This is a genomic window from Mycoplasma hafezii, from assembly GCF_049942695.1.
Taxonomy (GTDB): Bacteria; Bacillota_I; Bacilli_A; order Mycoplasmatales; family Metamycoplasmataceae; genus Mycoplasmopsis; species Mycoplasmopsis hafezii.
This window is the reverse complement of the sequence record NZ_CP187940.1, coordinates 467,461-491,885: the sequence shown is the minus strand read 5'-3', so window position 1 is coordinate 491,885 and position 24,425 is coordinate 467,461. Positions and strand designations below refer to the sequence as shown.

At 28.9% G+C, this 24,425-nt stretch carries 14 protein-coding genes and 1 tRNA gene; 11 read left to right on the top strand and 4 right to left on the bottom strand.

Annotated elements, in window-relative coordinates; all coding sequences use genetic code 4:
* The first annotated feature begins 54 nt into the window (after positions 1-54).
* From ACPYPZ_RS01830 to ACPYPZ_RS01780, 11 genes are all read left to right on the top strand, one after another.
* Positions 55-10,707, top strand: coding sequence for a GDSL-type esterase/lipase family protein (locus ACPYPZ_RS01830; RefSeq protein ID WP_426460874.1), 10,653 nt, complete (start codon positions 55-57; stop codon positions 10,705-10,707).
* 126 nt (positions 10,708-10,833) lie between these two features.
* The gene (locus ACPYPZ_RS01825) at positions 10,834-11,991 is read left to right on the top strand and encodes a restriction endonuclease subunit S (protein WP_426460873.1); all 1,158 of its coding nucleotides are present in this window, start codon (positions 10,834-10,836) and stop codon (positions 11,989-11,991) included.
* Positions 11,992-12,121: 130 nt separating this feature from the next.
* A complete protein-coding gene (locus ACPYPZ_RS01820) occupies positions 12,122-13,693 on the top strand; it encodes a type I restriction-modification system subunit M (protein ID WP_426460872.1) in 1,572 nt (523 codons plus the stop codon).
* Positions 13,693-16,881 carry a type I restriction endonuclease subunit R gene (locus tag ACPYPZ_RS01815; protein WP_426461626.1) on the top strand — a complete coding sequence of 1,063 codons (3,189 nt, stop codon included), beginning with the start codon at positions 13,693-13,695 and terminating at the stop codon, positions 16,879-16,881. The genes ACPYPZ_RS01820 and ACPYPZ_RS01815 overlap by 1 nt, the downstream gene beginning before the upstream one ends.
* A 369-nt stretch (positions 16,882-17,250) precedes the next feature.
* Positions 17,251-17,508, top strand: a complete 258-nt coding sequence (locus ACPYPZ_RS01810) for a hypothetical protein (RefSeq protein ID WP_426461625.1) — start codon at positions 17,251-17,253, stop codon at positions 17,506-17,508.
* On the top strand, positions 17,508-18,095 hold the full coding sequence (locus ACPYPZ_RS01805; protein WP_426461624.1) for a diadenylate cyclase: 588 nt from the start codon (positions 17,508-17,510) through the stop codon (positions 18,093-18,095). Before ACPYPZ_RS01810 ends, ACPYPZ_RS01805 begins: the two co-directional genes overlap by 1 nt.
* Positions 18,095-19,603, top strand: coding sequence for a magnesium transporter (gene mgtE, locus ACPYPZ_RS01800; RefSeq protein WP_426461623.1), 1,509 nt, complete (start codon positions 18,095-18,097; stop codon positions 19,601-19,603). The genes ACPYPZ_RS01805 and mgtE overlap by 1 nt, the downstream gene beginning before the upstream one ends.
* 11 nt (positions 19,604-19,614) lie before the next feature.
* Entirely contained in the window at positions 19,615-19,953 is a 339-nt protein-coding gene (locus ACPYPZ_RS01795; protein WP_426461622.1) for a hypothetical protein, read from the top strand.
* Positions 19,954-19,960: 7 nt separating this feature from the next.
* Entirely contained in the window at positions 19,961-20,569 is a 609-nt protein-coding gene (locus tag ACPYPZ_RS01790; protein WP_426461621.1) for an MHJ_0274 family protein, read from the top strand.
* Positions 20,550-21,191 carry a CDP-diacylglycerol--glycerol-3-phosphate 3-phosphatidyltransferase gene (pgsA, locus tag ACPYPZ_RS01785; RefSeq protein WP_426461620.1) on the top strand — a complete coding sequence of 214 codons (642 nt, stop codon included), beginning with the start codon at positions 20,550-20,552 and terminating at the stop codon, positions 21,189-21,191. The genes ACPYPZ_RS01790 and pgsA overlap by 20 nt, the downstream gene beginning before the upstream one ends.
* On the top strand, positions 21,191-21,979 hold the full coding sequence (locus ACPYPZ_RS01780; protein ID WP_426461619.1) for a hypothetical protein: 789 nt from the start codon (positions 21,191-21,193) through the stop codon (positions 21,977-21,979). The genes pgsA and ACPYPZ_RS01780 overlap by 1 nt, the downstream gene beginning before the upstream one ends.
* Here the strand turns inward: ACPYPZ_RS01780 and ACPYPZ_RS01775 are convergent.
* The 4 genes from ACPYPZ_RS01775 to ychF all read right to left on the bottom strand — a co-directional run bounded on the left by ACPYPZ_RS01775 (position 21,972) and on the right by ychF (position 24,419).
* Positions 21,972-22,244 (bottom strand): hypothetical protein, encoded by a 273-nt coding sequence (locus ACPYPZ_RS01775; RefSeq protein WP_426461618.1) that lies wholly within the window; start codon positions 22,242-22,244, stop codon positions 21,972-21,974. The genes ACPYPZ_RS01780 and ACPYPZ_RS01775 overlap by 8 nt on opposite strands.
* Positions 22,244-23,083 (bottom strand): DegV family protein, encoded by an 840-nt coding sequence (locus ACPYPZ_RS01770; RefSeq protein WP_426461617.1) that lies wholly within the window; start codon positions 23,081-23,083, stop codon positions 22,244-22,246. The genes ACPYPZ_RS01775 and ACPYPZ_RS01770 overlap by 1 nt, the downstream gene beginning before the upstream one ends.
* An 82-nt stretch (positions 23,084-23,165) precedes the next feature.
* A tRNA-Trp gene (locus ACPYPZ_RS01765) sits at positions 23,166-23,239 on the bottom strand.
* A gap of 79 nt (positions 23,240-23,318) precedes the next feature.
* Complete coding sequence (ychF, locus tag ACPYPZ_RS01760) at positions 23,319-24,419, bottom strand: redox-regulated ATPase YchF (RefSeq protein ID WP_426461616.1); 1,101 nt, start codon at positions 24,417-24,419, stop codon at positions 23,319-23,321.
* Positions 24,420-24,425 lie beyond the last annotated feature (6 nt).

Sequence of the window (24,425 nt, the reverse complement as noted above, 5' to 3'; positions counted from 1 at the left end):
GAAATATTTTGAAATATTCAGAAAGGTCTAGTTTTTATAAACTAGTAATTGATTATGAAAAAAAGAAATAATGCGATGCTAATTTTACTCGGTGCAATTGGTACCGTAGCTTTTAGTAGCTCTTGTTCAGCTCCTGGAAGCTCAAAAGCAATTGAAACTGGTGACGGTGGAGTTGTGTTATCAAATGATTGAAATAAAGTATCTACTGAAAAAGTTCCAACAGATGTAACTAGCTCAACTCGTGATCAAGAATCAAACACTGGAGATAAAATTAACCAACCAATTTTAGATGCCAAAATTGAAAAAGATCCTTCAGAACACTTAATTAAACTTGAACAAAAAGTTAATTATGTTGCTCTTGGAGACTCAATGACTGCAGGATTTGACGGTTCACTTCCTCAAGATTATCCTGGTGAACTTAAAAATAAAAACGTAACTGGAGCTTCATATCCAGCATTTTTCGCACGCATTTTAAACAATAAAGATCGTTTAGAAGCGTTTAAAAACTATGCAGTAAGTGGTGCGACAACACTTGATTGAATTGAATTTTTAGGTATAAAAACAGATTATAAAAAACAACAAGCAAACATTTTAAACCAAATTCTCGGAAACCAAAAGGTTACTCCAGAAGAAGTAAAACAAGCTCTTGAAAAAGCTAACTTAGTAACATTTACTTTAGGAGCTAACGACTTTTTCTTCTTAACTATTGATGCAATTAGAAAATCTAATTTATTTGATATTTTAGAAACACTTGATACTGAAAATCCTTCATATGCTCAATTTGGTGTTTTAATTTCAAAAATTTACCAACAAGTAGCACCTGAAGTTAAAAAACGTTTAGCAACATTTATTAGTAATTTAAAGGTACTTGCACCAAATGCTAATATCAACTTAATTGGTTATCCAACTCCATTTTTAGGACTTAAACAATTACTTGATCAAGCATTTTCAGGTGTTTTAGGTGAAAATGCAAAAATCAGCATTTCAGATCAAATTATTCAAATGCTTAATGACAACTTAAGCGAAGTTGCTTCAAAATATGATGTTAACTATGTTAATTTATATAACCCAACATATTGAGATGAACACACTAAAGAATTAAGTAGTGTCTTTTTTGATATTCACCCTAATACAACAGCTTACAAAAAAATGGGACTTGATTTATTCTTAAAACTTGCAGTTCCAAACTTTAAATTAGATAGCTATGATGGTTTTGATTTTACTCAAGATTACTTAAACAGTGATAAACCAACCTTAAAATACCAAATTGAAATTTCAGGTGATCCAGCTTGATATACAGGTTGAAACACTCAAATGTTTCTTGATAACAAAACTCAATTTGAAAATGATTTAAATTTAGTACGTACAGGAAATAATTATTCAAAAAGACTTGAAGAATTTATTCGTCATTTCCAACACGTTGCAGTTAATGTTTTAGACTATATTCTTGAAAACCCAATTTTACAAAAACTTGATCCAGATGGTAGATTACGTACATTTTTAAGTTCAACTTATAGCGGAATCTCTGTTGCAGATCGTTTTATTGATAATTTATTAAACACTAATATTTTCCAAACTATAGTTGATAAACTACAACAAAACTTACAATATTTAGCAAAAGAAAATAAATTAACTATTCCAAACGTTGCTCAAGCTTTTAAAGATGCAATAATGGATGATAATTATCTTTTTGATTTCATTAATGCATTAGCAAGCAGTGACTTTATTAATATTGATAAACCAAGAGTTTCTGAAATTTTAGAAAACATTTTAGTTAATGCTGCATTAAACTATAAAGAAGATGCTATTAACTTTGTAGTTGAAAACTATGCAACTGATGTTTTCTTAGCTACAGGTATCACTAACTTTGAATTTAAAAAAATGTTAGAAGATATCTTAGCAACTGATGGTAGCCAATTTACTAACTTAAATGTTAATGAATTAGTTAAAGTACTTGTTGATACATTTATTAATCACTCAAATAACTTTACAACCGTTAGAAATTGAAAAGAATTCTTTGATGCATTCTTATTAGATTCAGAAAATCCATTCGAATATAAACCAAATACTGAGTTAATCAATAAACTTGCAAACGGAAGTCAAAAATGAGTTCAAGTAGTTTTATCAAACGATAAAATTAAAGATTTAATTGCTAACTACTTAGCTCAATACTTACAAGATAAGAACTTAATTAGTCCAAAACGTAAAATGGAATTAGTTAACATTATTAATAAAATCTTAACTAATGCTTCTGCACCAGAAGAAGTTGCGTTTATTCAAAATATTGCAAAAGACTTTATTAGTGAATTTTTAACACAGTTTATTGCTACTAGAAATTCTGATTTACCTAAATTAGCTGGTTCAGTTGCAAAAACTGTCTTTGGAAAACACTTTAAAGACAAGCAGTCTATTTTAGACTTAATTAAGTTCTTTTCCAGGGTTAGCTTTCAAGGACAAACACCAGCTCAAACAAGTGCTACTAAAGAAATTGTTAAGGAAATAGTTTCAAACTTACTTAAATCAAAAGAATTAGATTTAAGCAGAATTTTAGTTGATCAATTAAAAGCTAATTACCAAGATGTACTTGATCAATATTTAGGTAGAGATAACTTTGAAAACTTATTAAACATTGTAATGCAAAACCCTAATTTAGTTAGTGCATTTAATAATGTTTTATTCCAAGTTATTGATAAATTAGATGAAATTGCTAAAGAAGTACAAGGTGCAAACTCAATTGAGGATGTAGTTAAAATTGCTTTAAGCAAAATTGACTGAGCGAAAGTAAAACCAGAAGTAGTTTCATTAATTGATAGCGTTATGAACGAACCTAGCTTTAAAGCTGCAGCTCAAAAAATCTTCAGTCGTTTCTTTGATTCGCTTAACTTAAGCGTTCCAGTGCAAGATCAACAAGCGTTAGCAAGTGATTTAGCTAATTTACTTGGTGATTTATTACAAAAACTTGATTTATGAGAGCCAATTGTCGATTCAGTGTTTGATACTTTATCAGCAGCAAGCAAAGAACCAAGTTCTGAAGCATACTTTAATAAATTAAGTCAAATTCCTCAAGACATTCTTACAGTAATTAAAAACAAATATCAAAATAATTACTTAACATTAATTAAAAATGTCCTTGATAGTAAATTATTTAAAAATAACACAGCTGCATGAGCAGAATTATTAGCTGCATTATTTAACAAGATAGCTAATACTAACGAATTCAATGACTTTTTAATCAAGTCAATTCATCCATTCCTTGCAGCTCAAGAACAATATATTGACGTACCTGAAGTTGAACAAATTATTAATAATATTTTAGGAAGCTTACAAGTTAAAAACTTCGTAGCTCAAGCCTTACAAGAATTAATTAAAAACACAAGTTGAATTAATCAAATTAATCAAAACTCAACTCCTACTGATATTCTCAATGTCTTTTGAAATAACAAAGCAATCAAAGAATTATTTGTTAAAAACATTGAACCAGCTCTTGTAGAACAATTACAAGATGGAAGATATTTAAATACTTTATTAAAAGTACTTAATATCGTAGCTAAAAATAATGGTGTTGATTTAGATTTAGCTAATAACGAAGTTATTGCTCGTGATTTACTCACTCAAGCTTTAGAATTCTTAAAGACTAACAAAGATACTGACCAATTAATTAATCTTTTAATTAACCAATTAAATAGCTCACAAAACTTAAATGATTTTAATAATTCAGTAGTTGATAGTTTATTAGCTTGAGTTAAAAACATTGATTTTGTTAAATTAACTAACACTTTAATTAATACTTATGCTAACGCTCAAACAGCAAAACAAGATAAAGTCATTACTTACTTACAAAATATTCTTGCTCAATTACTTAAACATAAACAATTACCTACTTGAGTTGATGGAATTGACTTTAGTAAGTTTGTAGGAGCAAATAATAATCAAATCACTAAAGACTTAGCTTTAGCAATTTTAAAAAGCGATCAATTTAACACAATTAGTGCTAACTTAGTTAAATTAATCGTAAAAGAAAACGTCCAAATTGACGCTTCAAACTGAGAAAATACCTTACTTAGAATTCTTAAAAATGAAGAATTTTGAACTAATGTTGCTAAACCTCTTACCTCTTTAGCTGATCAGTATGTTTTAGATCAAAGCAATATTCCACTTTTAGCAGAACTTCTTACTCAATTATTATTTACTAATGAGCAAACTAAAGCATTCGTTGAATCAGAACCACAAGCAAACGTTAAAGCTATTTTAGAACAAACTTTAAATAGCATTTGATACTTAAAAGATGATTTAGATTTAAGCTCAAGCTTAATTAATACAGTTGTTGCATTTGCTAAAGATAAAGAACTTAATACTTTAACTGATTTAGCAAACTTAACACTTGCAAATATTAAAGCAAAAGTTAAAGCAATTGATTTACAAACTGAAAGCTTAAAATTAATTGAAAAATTCTTCCAAAATGCTAAAAAACTTTCTTCAAGTGAATTTGACACAGTTAAACATTTAGCTAACAAATTAATTAACTACGCAATTAGCAAATTAGATCAAAACGCAGTTAATGGTTTAATTAAATTAATTCCAGCAAATGTAATGAAAGAAATTGAAAATTACGTTTCTGTAACTGATTTAACAAAAGTAGCAAGTGTAATTCTTAGTGATCAAAACTTACATAACTTCATTGATGAAGGAATGAATAATTTAATCACTAATATTACTAATGCTTCAGATATTAAATTAAACTCATTTAATGACTTATTAAAATTAGTAATGACTAATTTAAACTGAGCAAATATTAATAGCAATATTAAGTCATTTGTAACATCATTATTATCAAATACCGATGTGCAAAACATCCTTGCAAACACATTAGTTAAAGCGGTAAAACAAGTTGAACCAGACTTTATTAATGGTAATGAAGCAGTAGTTACAAACTTTGCAACTTCTTTAAGTCAAAACTTACTTACAATCATTAATCAATTTGATGTATTTGACTTATTAATTAATAAAACAACCGACTTTTTAGACCAAGCTAATACCGCTAGTGATCCACTTGCAAAACTTGCTGAATATCCTGCTTACTTATTAGTTGAGCTTAAAGACTTAGTTTTAACTAATGATGCACTTGATTTAGCAAAAATTAGTAGTTTAATTAATAAATTCTTAGACACACCAGTATTTAACCAAAACCAAGACTTCTTTAAATACTTAATTACTTATGTGTTAAATAAACCTGAAGTAATTTCACTTTTAGAACAACAAGTAAGTACTGCACTAGGAAATTACTACGATCAAGATAAAACAATTCAAGCATATGCAACTAAATCAGATTTACTTGGTTTAGTAGAACAAAGCTTTAAATCAGAACACTTTAATTTATTAATTAAAAACTTACTTAATAAATTAATTGATAATCCAAGTTTAATTAAAGAAGTATTTAATAATGGAAGCTTAGAACTTAATAGTACAACCTTTAAATTATTTAAAGATTTAGGATTCTACGCTGAAAACAAAAACACTATTGTTAACCTAGTACTTGAATTATTAGCAAAAGATACACTTCATGATTCTCTTACTAAATCAGCTCAAAAATTACTTGCTGATAATAATTTAATTACTCAAGACTTACCAAGTACTTTTGGAGCAGATCTTCGTAATAGTTTAGTAACACTTCTTAAATCAAACCCTTCAAATATTTTAATTAACCAACTTAAAGATAAATTAGTTGAGGTGCTTAATGATTCAAGTGTAGCAACTTGAAATGATTTAGCTGCAAAACTTCCTAGCGTAATTATTAGCATTTTAGACTTACAAGATTATCAAACTGTAAAAATAGTTTTAAATCTTCCAATTTGAAATGCTACAAATGCTGATGTTTTAAGCGTAATTACAACTAATGCATTTAATAATTACTTAACTAAAGATTTTGTTCAAAACCAATTGCAAAATGCTGACTTTAGTGCAATTAATCCACAATTACAAGTAATTAATTGAAATGATCAAAAACTTAAAAACTTCTTAATTAAAGAACTTAATAAAGATACCACTAGAGAGCTTGCTTTAAGCTTAGCAAAACAATTAGTTGCAGATTTAACTACTCAAAATAACCTTTTAGCTAAAGCTAATAGTTATTCAGAATTAATTAAAGCAATCTTTAATAACAAGGAAGTTGTAAACGAACTTAAACCATACATTACAGCACTTGTAAAAGACCTACTTGATGATGCTGATACACAAAATGGTTTAGCTAGTGAATTAGCAAAAGTCTTTGCTAAAGATGAGCTTAAACCTTACTTTGCAAATATTCCTAATTCAGAATTATTATCACTTGCTAAAAATGTAATTAGTTTATATAGTGAACTTGATCCGATTTTAAATATCTCTGAAGTGTTATTTGATACAGTAAGTAATCAACTAAAAAATAACGGACTTGAACTTGATTTTGCTAGTGTAACAAAATCATTAGTACAATCATTAAAAGACAAATTCCAAGATCCAAATACTTTAGAAAATAACATTGTTAAAATCATTCAAGCAGTTGCGAATGCAAATATTTTCAAACAAAACAAAACAACCTTATTAACAATTATTAATAATGTTTATAAATTATTAGCAACTAAAGATAGCGCTACTGAATTAATTAATCAATTACCTGCAAATACTTTAGATAAAATTACTAAATACATTCCAAAAGATAAGTTTGCTGAATTTGTTGGTGAAATTATTTCAGCTAATGAGTTTAAAGATGTGTTTGTTGCAACTCTTGAAAATGTAATTACTCACTCAGAAGAATATGCAAACATTAGTTCAATTAATGATGCTCTTAAAATTACTTTAAATAACCTTGATTTTGCTACTTTAGAAGATAAAATCATTAAACTTATTAACTTAGTAATTAAAAATGACAACGCAATTAGCTTAATTGAAACAGTGTTAACTCAAACCTTACAAACTTACCAAGTTAATGTAACTGCACCTGAACGAGTAGAGTTTATTAAAGGTGTTGCAAGTGATACAGCTAACTTCATTACACACTTTAGTTTCTTAAATGAAATTATTGGAACTATTTTTAGTGATTTAAAAACAGCAAATAACAATAATACTGACTTACTTAGTGTCTTTAACAATGTTCCAAGCATTATCAAAAATACCATTGAAAAACACTACCAAAATAATCTTTTAAGTTTCTTAAATCAAATTTATACATTTGATACCTTTAGAAATAATCAAGATACCTTTAAAGCTGTAATTTTAGAATTAGTTAAAGGATTACACCAAGCTCCAGAATCATCTGAAAGTCAACTTATCAAGTGAATTTCAGATCCAATTAACGCAATTGATAGTGAGTTTCTTGATAACTCCGCAAAAGAACTTTTAATTGCATCTATTAGTGATTTATTAAATGATGATTCAACTTACGAATTACTTGATCCAGTTATTACGAGATTATTACTTGAAAATAATCTTTCATATCTAGATCAAAATTCTGATCCATACTTACTTGCTAAATACTTATTAGATAATCAACAGTTAAATGAAAAACTCCAAGCTAAATTAAAAGACTTTTTAGCTGTAGCTTTAGATACTGCTAAAAACCCTAATGCTATTAAGTTATTTACTAATGTAATCTTTAAAACCTTAAATTACTTTAACCTCGATCAAGATTTAGTAACCTTTGAAGCTAAAGAACAAATCATTCAAAATGTTCTTGAAAATGCTAATGAGTTTATTCAAAACTCTAAGCTTTATGATGCGTTATTTAATACTGTTTTAAACACAATTAAACAAAATGATACAGCAGAAGAATTTACAAACCACATTGGTAATAACATTATTAATGATTTAGATTTAGCGAATAACTTTGAGTTAATCCAAAAATTAATTCAAGCATCTAAATCAGTATTTGCTAATAAAGATCATTGAATTTTCTTTAGCAAAACTTTAATTCGAAACTTTATTAGTAACGATACTCAGCTTGATAGTTTAATTAATGCAATTGACTTATCTACTACACTTGGTCAATTTAACATTGAAAATAACGACTTTAAAGCAGCTTTAAAAACCTTAATTAAAGATTCAGCTACTCAAGATGTAATTAACACTTTAGTAGAACACTTCTTTAATGATATTAATGAGTTTACAAGCGCAAGTTCTTATAATGAGCTTTTAAAAGCATTCTTTAGCAATGAAACATTTAAAAACGATTTAACAGTTGCGGTTAGAAAATTATTAGTTAATTTAAATGACGAACAATTAATCAATACTTTAATTGGAAAATTCATTTACTACGGAATTCAAAATTCTAATGTCAACGTATTACTTAATGGAATTGATGAAAACGATGGAATTAAGTTATTTAGTTCAAGTTTAAGTATTTTAAATTTAGTTGATCAAAAACTTAATTTAAATCAAGACTTAATTAAAGCTGCATTAGATGAATTAACTAAAAACGGAGCAGACTTTGATGCTAATAGTTTAGTAGATCCTGTAATTACTTCATTAAAAACATACTTTAGTGATAACTTAGAAGCTAAGTTACTTGACTTATTACAATCACTATTTAAAGAAACAAATGTAATTGATGAAAATAAATACGCTTTAAGCGAATTAATTAAAAACATTTGCAATTACTTTGTACATAACTTTGATTTTGGTTCAATGGTTTGAAACCAAATCCCTGTTGAAACTCAAAACTTCATTCTTAACAATTTCGTTGATAATTCAAATAACGAAGGAGTAAATATCTTCAAAAACATTATTAACGAATTTGTGCAAGTAGATCAACTTTCAGATCTTGTTGCAAGCTTTAGTAGTTATGTTTTAAATGCTAAAGATGATATCTTACAAGCTGCATCACTTAAAGACATAATGGTGAAATTCTTTAGTGATGAAGCAAGAAAAACTGAGTTTGAAAGTAATTTAAAAACTTTCATTCTTGGAGCAATTAAAACTAAGAGTTTCAAAATTAATGCTGAATATGTAATTCTGACATTCTTTGAATTTTTAGGAGTAAATACAACACCTGAAGTTCGTGATTATGTTAATGTCCTAGCAAATAATATCGGTGATGGAATTGATCGTCTTGGTTTACTTGATAACCTTGTAAATTCAATTGTAAACATCGTTCAACAACCAGCACTTTCAGCTAGTGAAACAATTGCTCAAATTAAGGATAATCTCCTTACTTCAATGCAAATTACTAACTACGATACTTTCAAAAAGGTCTTAACTGATGAATTAATTGTTGGTGCATCTAACCCAAATGGAACACCAATTAGTCACAAAGTCGTAGTTAAACAAATTCTTTTAGATATTATTAATAAACTTATTTCTCAAAAAGATAAGATTACTCAAGTTATTAAAGATGTTAACTTAGCTAAACTTATTTTTGGACAAGATGATCCTGAAGGGTTTGAAATCGTTAATAATTCAATTATTAAGATTTTAAACAACGAAAAATTAAAACACATTTTCAGTTTAATTATTAGTGACTTTCTTGATAATTCAGAAGCATACAATCAAAAAACTTCTTGATATGGTGCTTTAAACTTATTACTTTCTGCAAATCAAAGTGATTACATAAATTCACTTAAAGAAAACTTACGTGGATGATTAGTTGATATTTTCTCAGTTGATGTATCTCATGATTTCTTTAGAGGACTTGCAAGAATTGTAATTGACAAGCTTAATGCAAGTGGAATGACACTTAATTCAAAAACTGATGATGCTTTAGTTGCAAATGTCCTTGAAGGATTTATGAAAACAATTGTAACTTCTAGCGAATTTACAACTATTTACAATAATATCTATGCTAACATTCAAAATACTAACTTTGAAGCAGAAGCAGATCCAAGTGCTAAATTCTTTGAAATGATAATTCACGGAGCTTTATCAATCATTACTCAAGATAATGCTCCATACAATATTTCACTTGATAAATTATTAGATAAACAAGCAATCCTTCAATCAGTTCTTACAAATATTGGTGATCAAAACTATGTTGAATTTATTAACCGTCTTTTTGATGCTTCATCATACGGATATATTTCAACAAATAATGGAAATAATGGTGAATTTCTAAGTGACGAAACAACTGGTATTTATAAAGCGATTGAATATGTTGTAACTAACGATTCTCAAAGTAAGTACACAGTTAAATTTGATGTAAACATCTTTAAAGTGGTATCAAAAGCTGAAAACTTCTTTAAAATCTTCTTTACACCAATTTACCGTGAATTATTTAGAAAAGTTACAAGTGATGAATATGATGCTTCATACAAAGTAAATTACAAATTAACTGATGAATATAAAGCAATGTATCGTTTCTATGCAACGATGATGTGAATGCTTGGAAGTCAGCTTGGATATAATTCAAGTACCTTCTGAAACGGTTTTGGTATCGACGTGCAAGCAATCATTAACAAAGGTGCATTAATGGCCTTTGATCAAGCTCACGCTGAAACACCTAAATTTGATGCATATCTTAAAGAATGACAAAAAACTCTTGGAGCAACTTGACGTGGATGATACAACGACGAGTTTATCCAAGGAAATAGAAGTAGTTCAACAAGTAATAAAAACTACTGAGCAGATCAGTTGCTTGCGTATGTATACTACTATAAAGATACTAAAGATAGACATTCAAACCGTACCAAAGCTGAAGTGCTTCTAGAATCACTTAAAAACGGATACTTAAAATCATATAAATAACGCTAAATGCAGTGCGAAAATGTAGCATTGCATTTTTCTATGCAAAAAATTGCAATTTGTAAAACAATTTATTCGATTTTGCACCTTAAACAAGTAAAATTTTAATATTAAAAAGTAGGTGGTAGAATGAGAAAATATATACTTCAAGATTTAGTTGATAAATATTGTCCTGAAGGGGTGGAATACGTCAAAGTTGATGATGTAATCAAGCACGAAAGACCAGATAAATATATAACCGAATATTTAAGGTTTGTTGAAAAATCTGGAACACCAATTTTAACACCTGGTAAGACCTTTTTACTTGGTTATACAGATGAAACCGAAGGTATTTATCAAGCATCGAAAGATAATTTAGTTATTTTAATTGATGATTTTACTGGTGATTGTAAATTAATCGATTTTGATTTTAAAATTCGGTCAAGTGCAACAAAATTGCTAAAAGCAAGAGATAATGATAATAAAGACTTAAGATACTTTTATTATTGATATTCATCTTTACATTACAAACCATTAAGACATCAATTAAGACGTTTATGAATTAGAGAACTAAGTCAGTTTGAAATACCATGACCAAATAAGGTTATTAGGGATTTTATTGTTGATATATTAGATCAATTTACTAAGCTTACCGAAGAGCTTACCGAAGAGCTTACCGAAGAGCTTGTTTTAATAGAGAAACAATATAATACTTACTTAAAAATAGTCTTTTCAAATGAAGAAAAGAAATTAAATCAATTATTTCCGTTAAGCTCTATAGCGAAACTAGTACCAGGTGAAAGAATTAGAAAAAAAGATATTTATAACGAAAAAGGTATATCAAGCGGAGAATACAAGGTTATTAGTGGCGGAATAGGTCATTTGGGTATGTTTGATAAATTTAACAGAAATAAGGATGAAGTTACCATTGCTAGGTATGGAACTGCTGGATACGTTAGGTGAATTGATGAAAAATTTTGAGCTAATGATGTGTGCTGCACTTTTTCAATAATCGATAATAAGGTAACTAAAAAATATTTATATTATGCATTAAAACAAAAACAAAATTATATTTATAACTATTTAGTAATTCCGACAGCAATTCCTAAAGCTTTGAAAAAAGAAAAGTTTTTAAATATGAATATTGCTGTTCCTACAATTGAAAAACAAACAAAAATTACTGATAATTTAGATTTAATACGTCAATATTTAACAGATATAAACATAGGTTTACCAAAGCTAATCGAACTCGAAAACCAACGTTACGAATACTATCTAAAAGAGTTATTTGCATTCGATAAATGTTAAGTTGTACAACATCGGAAACAATGCGAACACAATATATACAAAACACAAATAATACTGAAAAGAATATGCTTATATATTAATTATTTTATAATTAATATACTTTAACAAACAGCAGAAGAAAAGAGGAATTATGAATAATAAAAAAGAAAACGAAAGAGAAGAATTACACAAAACAATCTGAGCAATAGCTGATTCAGTTCGTGGAAAAATTAATGCTTCTGAATTCATGAGCTACGTACTTAGTACAATGTTCTACAGATACATTTCTGAAAACATCACAAACTTTGTTAACCAAAATGAAGAAAAATCAGGTAATAAAGGTTTTGACTATGCTAAAATGCCTGATGAAGAAGCTGAAAAAGTAAAAGATTACTTAATTGAAACAAAAGGTTTCTTTATTAAACCATCATTTTTATTTGAAAATGTTGTTAAAAGAGCAAGACACGATGAAAACTTAAACGAAACACTTGAAGAAGTATTTAGAAGTATCGAAGATTCAACACGTGGATATTTATCTGAAGGAGACTTCAAAGGTCTTTTTAGTGACTTCCAAGTTAACAACCTTAAAATTGGTGATACAGTTTTAAAAAGAAATAAAATCTTTACTAACTTATTAGAAAAAGTTGCAGAAATGGAACTTGGAGATTACAAACATAATACCATTGATGTCTTTGGTGATGCGTATGAATACTTAATGGGTATGTATGCTTCAAACGCTGGTAAATCAGGCGGAGAATTCTTTACTCCTCAAGAAGTTTCTGAACTTTTAATTAAACTTACAACATATGGTAAAACCGAAGTAGATAAAGTTTATGATATGTGTGCCGGATCAGGGTCATTAATTCTTAAAGCAATTAAAGTTTTAGGAAAAGAAAATGTTCGTAAAGGATTCTTTGGTCAAGAAGTTAACCCTACTACATTTAACTTATGTAGAATGAACATGTTCTTACACGACATTAACTACGACAAATTCAAAATTGCTTGTGATGATACTCTAATTCATCCACAACTTCAAGAAGAAGCTCCGTTTGATGTTATTGTATCTAATCCGCCATACTCAATTAAATGAGAAGGTGATAAAAACCCAATGTTAATTGACGATCCTCGTTTCACACCTGCTGGGGTCCTTGCACCTAATCAAAAAGCTGACTTAGCATTTGTTATGCATGCTTTATCATATCTTTCAAACGATGGTGCTGCTGCGATTGTTTGTTTCCCTGGTATTTTCTACCGTGCTGGTGCTGAACTCGAAATTAGAAAATACCTTGTTGACAACAACTACGTTGATGCTTTAATTCAATTACCAAATGATTTATTCTACGGAACAGGAATTTCAACCACAATCATCGTAATGAAGAAAAACAGAACAAATACTGATATTGTCTTCATTAACGCCGAAAAAGAATTCGTTAAAATCACAAAGAACAACAAACTTACAGAAGATAATATTAATGCAATTATGAATGCATACACAAAACGCGAAGAAATTGAAAACTTCTCAAGAGTTATTTCTTACGATGAAATTGTTGACAACAACTACTCACTTGCTGTAAATAACTATATTGCTGGTGAAGTTGATGCAGAAGCTCAAATTGACATTAATGAATTAAATAAAGAAATTGATGCTGTAGTTAAACGTCAAGAAGAACTTAGAGCAAAAATTAATGAAATTATTAAAAAAATAGAAGGTACAAATAAATAATGTCTAAATATGATGTTCTCTATCAATTTGAAGATAGTACTGTTGTAGCAGAATATCATCCAAAAGGATTGCGAAGTGATGCATATCAAAATGAAGCAGCACTTGAAAATTCTTTTATTAAACAATTAACCAAGCAAGGATATGAATATTTAGATATTCATACTGCTAAAGATTTAGTTTCAAACTTACGAATTCAACTTGAAAAGTTAAACAATATCAAATTTAGTGATAATGAATGAGATAGATTATTTAAGAATCATATTGCTAAAAATTATGATTCAATTCAAGAAAAAACTAGAAGAATTCAAATTGACTATATTGTAAGTTTTGAACTAGATGATGGTAGCTGCAAAAACATTGCTTTTATCAATAAGAAAAACCCTCAAAAAAATACTTTACAAGTAATTAACCAATACGAAGCTAATAATGGGACATACAAAAATAGATATGATGTTACTATTTTAGTTAACGGATTTCCTCTTGTACACATCGAATTAAAACGTCGTGGTGTTAACATCAAAGAAGCTTTTAATCAAATTAATCGTTACCAAAGAGAAAGTTTTTGAAGCGATCAAGGACTTTTTGAATATGTTCAAATTTTCGTAATTTCAAACGGAACAGAAACAAAGTATTACTCAAATACAACTCGTTGAAACTCAATTCATAAAAACGCTAAAAGTAAGTTTGATGCAACTAAGAAACAAACCAGCAACTCATTTGAATTTACATCATATTGAACTGATGCAAATAACTCAAAAATTGCTGATTTAGTCGATTTTGCTAAAACTTTCTTTTCACGACACACATTATTAAATATTTTAACTAAGTACTGTGTATTTGATGCTAACCAAATGTTGCTTGTTATGCGTCCATATCAAATCATTGCAACCGAGAGAATTATTAACCGTATTAAAATGGCAATTTTTAATAATGCTCAAGGAACTAAACAAGCATGTGGATACATATGACATACAACAGGAAGTGGTAAAACTTTAACATCTTTTAAAACAGCTGAACTAGCTACTAGAATAGACGAAATTGACAAAGTTTTCTTTGTAGTTGACCGTAAGGATTTAGACTACCAAACTATCCAAGAATACAACCGTTTTAAAGAAAATTCAACTAAAGCAATTAAAAAAACCGATGAAATCGGTAAATTAAATGATATTTCTGAATTTCACATTGACAAAATTTATGTCATGACAATTCAAAAATTAGATAGTTTCGTTAAAAATAACGAAAAACATCCAATTTATAACGAAAATATTGTCTTTATTTATGATGAATGTCACCGTTCACATGCTGGTGATATGCATAAAAGAATTTCAAAGAAATTTAAAAACTATTTCTTTTTCGGGTTTACTGGGACTCCAATTTTTCGAACACAATTAAGTAAAAGCTTATTCCAAAGTAATTACTTAACCACTGAAGAAGTTTTTGGTGATAAATTACATACTTACACCATTGTTGATGCAATTCACGATGGTAATGTTTTACCATTTAAAATTGATTATGTTAATACATTCCACGCAAAAAGTAATATTGAAAACAAAAAAGTTCCTAAAATCGATGAACGTTCAGTGTTATTTAATAGTTTAAGAATTTCAAATGTAGTAAGTTATATTTTAGAACACTACAACCAAAAAACTAAAGCTAATGAAAAATATCAATTTAAACGTTTAGAAAACATTGCAGAAGTAGCAGAAAGTCATTTAGCTACACAAATTAAAACTGTCTCACAATTTAACGGATTTAACTCAATATTCGCAGTTGAAAATATCGAACAAGCTCGACTTTATTATGAAGAATTTAAAAGACAACTTCCTACTTCAAAAAACTCTCATTTAAAAGTAGCGACTATCTTTAGCTATGTGCAAAATAAAGAACCTTTAGACGGATTAATTACTGACGAAGATATTGATAACTTAAAAGTTTCTTCTTTAGTTGAAAGCGAAAGAGAATTTCTTGAACGTGCTATTAGCGATTACAACCAAATGTTTGGAACAAAGTATTCTACAGAACAAAAGTTATTCCAAAATTACTATAAAGATGTTTCGCTCAGAATGAAAAACCGTGAAATCGATATTTTAATTGTGGTTAATATGTTCTTAACTGGATTTGATTCAACCACATTAAATACATTATGAGTGGATAAAGGTTTACAAATGCACGGATTAATTCAAGCCTTTTCACGTACTAACCGGATTTTAAACTCAATTAAAACTTTCGGTAATATTGTTTGCTTTAGAAACATTCGTGAAGCTACTAACCAAGCAATTGCTTTATTCGGAAACAAAGATGCAAAAAACATTGTAGTACTACGTGAATTTAAAGAATATTTAGATGGATATAAAGTTAAAGAAGAAGGAAAAACAAAATACCATCCTGGATATCGTGAATTAATTAGTGAAATGAATCAAGAATTTCCAATTACAGTGATGCAAGCTGAAATAGTTGGTGAACACAAAGAAAAACAATTTGTTAAAAAGTTCAACGAAATAATTCGTTTACGGAACATTCTAACAACTTTTGATGACTTTGAAAAAGTAGAACGTGAAGAAATTATTGCACCAATTGATTTAATGGACTATAAATCAATTTACCTTTCTTTAAGCGAAAAATATCGTACTAGAAGAGAAGCTGAAAAAGAAGATGTTGCTGATGATCTTATCTTTGAAATGGAATTAGTTAGACAAGATGAAGTTAATATCGACTACATTCTTAGCTTAATTGCTAAATACATTACTAATAACGATGAAGCTGAAGAAAAAGAACTTAAAACTCAAATTGATGCTAGTGTGCAATCTTCTCCAACCTTAAGAAACAAAAAAGATTTAATTGATCAATTTATTGAAAAAGTAAATACTAAACCAGAAGAAAATCAAAACGAAGAACAAGTGTTAAATTCTTGATCTGAATTCATTGATACATCTCAAGCAAAAGAATTAAAAGAAATTATTGAAGATGAAAATCTTGATTCAGAGCAAACCAAACGTTTTATTGCTGATTGCTTTAGATACGGAGAAATTAAAACCTTTGGAACTGATTTAGATAATTTACTTCCACCTGTTTCTATTTTTAGTCAAAACACTCAATCACGTCAAGATAAGAAAAAACGTGTTGTGAAAAAACTGAAAAAATTCTTTGATAAATTCTTTGGAATTTTCAATTTTAATAATAATAAATAGTAAATTAGTGAGTGCTTCGGTACTCACTTTTTTAAAAAAAGCAAAAGAAAAAGTGCATTGCTGCACACTTCTGTCCGTTCAACACTTCTGTTTGTATGGCATAGTCTCAACACGAACTAAACCATATGCAACCCCATACACAGTACTTAAAACGGCACCATTAAGCGGAATTTTAAAAATTCACTACATATCATTGTTTAGTCCAGAGTAATTATAATACAGATATGCTAGAGTCTAAGCAATAATATTAAAATAAATCACTAATATATAGCGATTTAATAACCTATTTATTATATTAATATAAAATATTAATATAAAATTATTTAAAAAGTAAGATGAAAAATCTTATTTGTGATATGAGGAGGAATAATGCAAGAATTAGAACAAGAAAACAAAAAAGAAAAGAAAGAACAATTAATCGACTTAATCGCTTTTCGTAAGCAAGAAATTGAATACGCAATTTTAGCTGCAAAAAACGAACAAGAAAATAAAGAACTTTTATTATCAGAAAAGCAAAAACCTTGATACAAACGCGATTTATTCTTTAACCTATTAGGAGCTGGTGTTACAGTTATTGTCATAATAGCATTAATGCTTATTGCGTGACTTGTTTCACTTTATGCATAATGAATAACTCAGTTATTTTAGCTTTAGTAATTGTCTGCTTAGTAATTTGTTTAATTACTTTACTGGTAATTACTAAACCATATATTTCAACTTTTATTACATCACGTTTTAAAAAGACTAAATATGATAAATTGGGTAAAAGCTCACAAATCCGTTTAATCAACCAACTTAGAGAAAGTGTTGAATATTTCTCAAAGCATAAAATAGGAGCATTAATCACAATTGAAAACACCGATAACATTGATAACCTTCGTACAGATGGTGTTGTATTAAATGCAAATATTTCAAGTGCTTTATTAATTGCTATATTTAATAAAAATTCTCCTCTTCATGACGGAGCAGTAGTTATCCGTGACAATAAAATTTATTACGCTGCTACTTTTTACAAAATTACACGTAGAAGTGTTGAAAACAACTATGGTTCACGTCACCGTGCTGCTTTAGGTATCTCAGAACAATGTGATGCAACTACAATTGTAGTTTCCGAAGAAAATGGAAGTGTAAAAATCGTTAAAGGTTCAAACATTCACCACATCAAGATCGAAGAGTTCCAAGAACAATTAATCAAGTATCTTAAAGAACAATAATGAAATTAACTGACGAATTAGCTTCACAACTTGAATACGACTTACGTGCATCAGCAGGTAAGAAACAAGTTAAAAGAATTCGTGAACTCGAAGAAGATAATACGCCTGCAGATTTTGCTGGTGCATTAGAAAATCTTGATGCCGGAGAACAACTTTACATTTTAAGAGTACTTAAAAAAGATGAGGCTGCTGAAGTCTTTGCTTATTTAGAAGATGATGTTAAAGCTAAGCTTGCTTTATCATTTACCGAAGACTGAGGTATGAACATTCTTCAAGAATTACAAACTGACGAACTTGCTGACGTTCTTGAAGATTTACCTGTTAACTTAATGCGTAAAATCTTATCTGTTACAGATGAAGAAAAACGTAATAAAATCAACAAAATTTTCCAATATGATGAAGATCAAATTGGAAGCATTATGAGTGTGGATATTTCTGTTATCCGTGCTGAATGAACTGCTAAAAAAGCTTTACGTAAGATTCGTAAAGACTACAACGATAAAAAAGAGCTTGCTCACCACTTTTATGTAGTTGATAAGCAAAATAAATTCCTTGGTGATATTACACTTGAAGAAATCGTCTTTGCTAATGAAGAAGATAAGATTGAAGAACTTTATGATGTTACTGCAAGTGTTTTACCAGAAGATTCAAAAGAAGATGCTGCCTTAGTTTTCTCTGAACACGACCAATCTACTTTACCAGTTGTATCAAAAGACAATTACCTTATTGGTATGATTACAGCCGATGATGTTATCGACGTGCTTCAAGAACAAGCTACTGAAGATATGTATCGTATGGCCGGGATTAACCCTGAAGCAGCTGAAGAATCATATTTAAAAACCAAAGTAATGCAAATCGTTAAATCACGTGTTTTTTGATTACTGATTTTAATGATTTCATCAACCTTAAGTCAGTTTATTATTCAACAATTTACTGAAATTTCTGAACGTTTTATCGATTCAATTCAAATTACCGTAAGTACCGCAATTATTGTTGGATTAATTCCAATTATTTCCGGTTCTGCTGGTAATGCTGGTAGTCAGTCATCAACCACGATTACGCGGGCTGCTGCACTTGGAGAAATTAAAAACAAAGATATTAAAAAGGTTATTGGTAAAGAATTGCAAGTTGGAGCAATCATTGGTGCAATTATGTTTGTAGCAAATATTGCTCGGTTATATATTTACTTTGCAATCCCAAGTTTTAGAGAAGGTGGAAACTGAGGTGAATTAAGCTTTATTATTATTGCTTCTTCACTCTCATTATTTATCGTAGTTATTTTTGCAAAATTCTTAGGAACAATTATCCCATTAGTTGCAATTCACTTTAAAAAAGACCCTGCGGTTATGTCTGCTCCAATTTTAGCTACTTTAAGTGACGCACTTAGTACTTTAATCTTTTTCGGATTAAATATTTTAGTGTTATTTATTGCTTATAAAGCTGGTGTAATTGGACAAGCAACACTAACACCTGATACAGGAACTACTGCAGTACCGACTGTTAATTAAGAAGGAGAAAAATGAACGAGAAACAATTTGTCACAGCTGATATTGAAAAAGTTAAACTATTAGCTGAAGAACTTTTAGTGTTAAAAGCTAAAGTTAAAGAAATCAATCAAATGATTAAAGATATCGTCAAAGACACTGAAATTGCATTTGATGAACCACTTAGTGATGGTGGTCGGGTAACTTATCAAATCACTACCCCAAAACCAAAAATTGATTATCCTTCTTATAGTCAATATTTATTTACTTTACTTAACCGTGGAGAACAGCTTTCACAACAAGAAGCTGAAATGATAATTGAACAATTTGTTGTTCAAAAAGATCCAAAATGGAAATTAACAATTAAAAAATAGGAGTATCATGTTAGAAAACACAACAAACTTACTTGAAGAACAAACAAGCTCAAGTTCAGATTTTAGTGCAAATGGTTCAATTATTATTTGAATAGTACTTGGAGTTTTAGTTTTAATTATTGTTGTTTTCTTTGTTTATTCATGAATCAAAGAAAAAGTAGACAAGAAAAAAATCGCTCAAGCTACACAAGAACTTAAAAAAGAAACCGCTATTTACTGATATGAATTAAGCACAAAACTTTTAGCATTAATGGACTTAAACACAGAAGAACAAAAGAACTTCAAACCAAGTATTGGTGAACACAAAATGTCTGAATTAAATTTAGCTGCTAAAAGAACATTAGAAAAAGAAATTAAAAGTGATCGCTTTCAATCATGTTTTAGAGACACAGAACAACACATCGCATTTGTTAAAACTGTTTTTGAATTAAAAGATACAAACAGTAACTTATGAGATAAAAAACTTCCTCTTGATCGTGAATACTTTGCATCTTGCATCGAAAATGCTAAAAAAGAAGTTGAAGAATTTCAAAAAACTGACTACTTTGATTTAAAACCAACTGAAGATTTAGCAAACGAAATCAAAGGAGTATATTATGAAGAACTTCAAAAGTAAATTTAACTTACCTAATATTTTAACTATTATTCGTTTAGCACTTGCAGCACCATTAATTATTTTAATGACTGCAGCAGTAGCAACACAATATCATTTTGGTTATATTGGTACTGGTGTACTATTATTATTCATTTTAATTATCTTTATTTTAAGTATGGTAACTGACTTTCTTGATGGATATTTTGCACGTAAATACAAACAAATCACTGATTTTGGTAAGCTTTGAGATCCAATTGCTGATAAAGCAATTACTAGCACAACTTTAATTTTTCTTGCTGTAATGGGTTATTTACCATTTTGAGTTGTAGCTTTATTTATCATTAGAGATTTAGCTGTTGCTGGATTTAGAAATTTAATGAGTAAGCACAATATTGACGTGCAAGCTGACAAATTAGGAAAATTAAAAACCTTACTTGTTTCAGTCGGAATTGTAATCATTTTATTCGTAGCTACAATTTGAAACTTCGTACTTGGAGCTGGTCATGGATGAGAAATTCAAGAAGCCATGACATATATAATTCAATATGTCTTTGGACTTCCAATTATCGCAGCTTTAGTACTTGCATATATTTCAGGTTTCCAATATTTCTTAAAAGTTAAATCATACATTTTAACTAAATAATGGAATACTTACTTAAAAACACTTTTTTATGACAAATTGGAATTTCGGAATTTATTAGTTTAAGTTTCTTAATTACCATGTCATTTCTAAGTACCTATCTCGGTAAGAAATACAAACATCATAATCACCTTTATGGAACAATTTATGGTTTAAGTGTCTTTCTTGCTGGATTACTAGCGATGTTTATCCTTCGTGGAATTAGTTATTTAGAACATAATGAAGTTCTTTTAAAAACAAATACTGCATCGTTTAATAATCCAATGGGTACTTTTTTATTTATTTTCGTTTATATTTTTAGTAATCTTGGAAACTTAGATTTATCACAGTTTGTCTGAATTAATCTTTTATGATTAATCTTAATCCATTTACTTGCAATTGTCTGTGCGTGCACCTTTTGAAGTTTCATCCGTAAAAGATTTAAGTTAAATAACGACTTTAAACACGTTGACGTGCTTCAAAAACGTGAGATCGGACTAGAAGTCATCTTTATGTTTTTACTCGTTCTAATCGTTTATATTATTAGTTTTAGAGTTATTCTAAAAGATCCGTTTTGAGATGCGTTTACCAATGTAGCAGCTACAGGTCTTGGAGCAATGGTACTGCTTATTATTATTTCCTTCTTTAGAGTCTTTAGCTTTCCAACTAACATTTATGTCTCACTTGCATCATTTTTTATGAGTGTGGTGCATAAAAAAACAAAGTTTGTAATCAACTTTGCTTATTTCAATTATACGATTGTTAGTTTTGCAGGTAATGCATTTCTAGTTAGTTTATTAACATTTATTTAAAAAGAAATGTTGACAAGAAGTAAAAAACAGTTAAAGAAATAAAAAGGACAAATATTAAAACAATAATTGTAATTGCCGCAACGTAAGTTTTGCGGTATTTTTTTAATTCTTTAATTTTTTGCTCATCAATTTCTTCTTGGTCTTCTTTGATTATTTCTTGGATTAATTGTTGCTGTTGTTTGGTAATATCATCATATTCCAAAAATTGATATACATTTTCGTTAATGTCATCATGAGCAACGTTATTACGTTTATTATGTTTCATTAATCAAGTTTAGGCATTACTGTAATACTAAAAGCTTCTGGTCCAGTATGAATTGCAATTACTGATGATGTATTTTGTTCGTTAGTAAGTGTAATTCCATTTGCAGCAGCATCTTGGAGCACTAGTTCATTAATTTCAGCATCAATTCCATGCATTCAGTTAAAATCTGGATTTTTAATTGTTTCACCATATTCTTTAGCTTTAGTTACACACTTGTTAATCGCTCCTTTTAAAGTTCTTTTTAAAGCAACTGGAGCAACTTGACCATTTACATCATAAGCTAAAACAGGAACCATTGTAATTTTAGTCATAATGAATTTTTTAATCCCTGTAAGTCTTCCACCTTTAATCATATAGTCCATATTTTTTGGAACAAGTAGCGTATATGAGTCTTGGTTAATTTTTTCAATTTGAGCAATGATGTTTGGAACTGTTTCGCCTGATTCAGCTAATCTTAATGCATATTTAGCAACATTTAAAACTTGAATTCCTGAAAAGTGGTTACTGATTACATGAATGTTTGAGTAGTTTTCAGCAAAATTACGAATAAAACGACTAGTTGAGCTTAAACTATCATTTAAAGTAATAACTAAAACATTTTCAAATTCACTTGCAGCTTCTTTTACTGTACGTTCAATACTTTCAATCTTTGGTAATGAACTTAAAAATGTTTTAGCTTGTGCTAATTTGTGTAAAACTTCTAAATGATCAGCTACACCATCTTCGTAAACTTTTCCATCAATTTCAACTTGGAGTGGTAAAAATTTAAACCCTAATTTTGTTGCTTGTTCTTCTGTTAAACCAGAAAATGAGTCGATAATAATACCTAATTTTTTCATAACCTTTAAATTATACCTTAAAAAGTTTTTAGCAATAATGCTATTTTTAAGCATAAAAAAACTCCAAAACGTGGAGTCAAACTGGCGGGAGTTAAAGGAGTCGAACCCTTATCATCGGTTTTGGAGACCGTTATAATGCCGTTATACTAAACTCCCATGTAAAAGCTTATTACCTAAGCTAGGCAGTAAGCTTTTATCTCTATATTTAAGCTAAATATATTATATTGAATATTTTTTATTTACCGAATTTAAAGTGACAAATATCACCATCTTGCATAATATAGTTTTTACCTTCTGAACGGAGTTTACCAGCGGCTTTAGCACCATTTTCTCCTCCATATTCAATAAAATCTTCATATGCAATAACGTCTGCTTTAATGAATTTCTTTTCAAAGTCTGTATGGATTACACCAGCACAACGTGGAGCTGCTCAACCTTTGTGATATACTCACGCACGAGCTTCGATTTTACCTGCTGTAAAGTATGTTTCAAGGTTAAGTAAATCAAATGCTTCACGTGTTAAAATATCAAGTCCACTAGTTTCAATTCCATACATTGCTAAAAGTTCCATTTTTTCATTCTCATCTTCAACTTCAATTAATTCACTTTCAAGTTGAACACAAATTGGAAGTAATTTTTCGTTCGGTTTAAGCGAATCTTTAAGTTGTTTAAATAAACGATCAGTTTCATAGTTAGCAAATTGATCGTTGCTTAAGTTAGCAACATAAATAATTGGTTTGAAAGTAAGAAGGTGGTATCCTTTGATGAATTTTGCTTCATTTTCATCAAGTTCCACTTCACGAGCTGGAATATTTTGTTCAAGTGCTTCCTTAATTTTTAAAGCTGCATTTTGTTCAATAATTCCATCCTTATCACCTGCTTTAGCTTTTTTAGCTACACGATTTAAAACGTTATTAATTGTTTCTAAATCAGCAAGTAATAATTCATAATTAATAATTTCTTTATCACGCACTGGATCAACACTATTTGCAACGTGCATAATGTCTTTGTTTTCAAAACAACGAACTACGTGAATGATTGCATCAACCTCACGAATGTTAGCAAGAAACTTGTTTCCAAGCCCTTCTCCTTTTGATGCTCCTTGGACAAGTCCAGCAATATCAACAAAGTCAAAAGTTGCATAAATAATTTTTTCTGGTTCAATTAATTCAGCAATTTTTTGTAAACGTTTATCAACTAAAGGAACTGAAGAAATGTTAGGTTCAATTGTTGTGAAAGCGTAGTTACAAGCTTCAACTTGTTTACGTGTGATTGCACTAAAAAGTGTACTTTTACCTACGTTAGGTAATCCGACAATACCTGCTTTTAATGACATATTTTT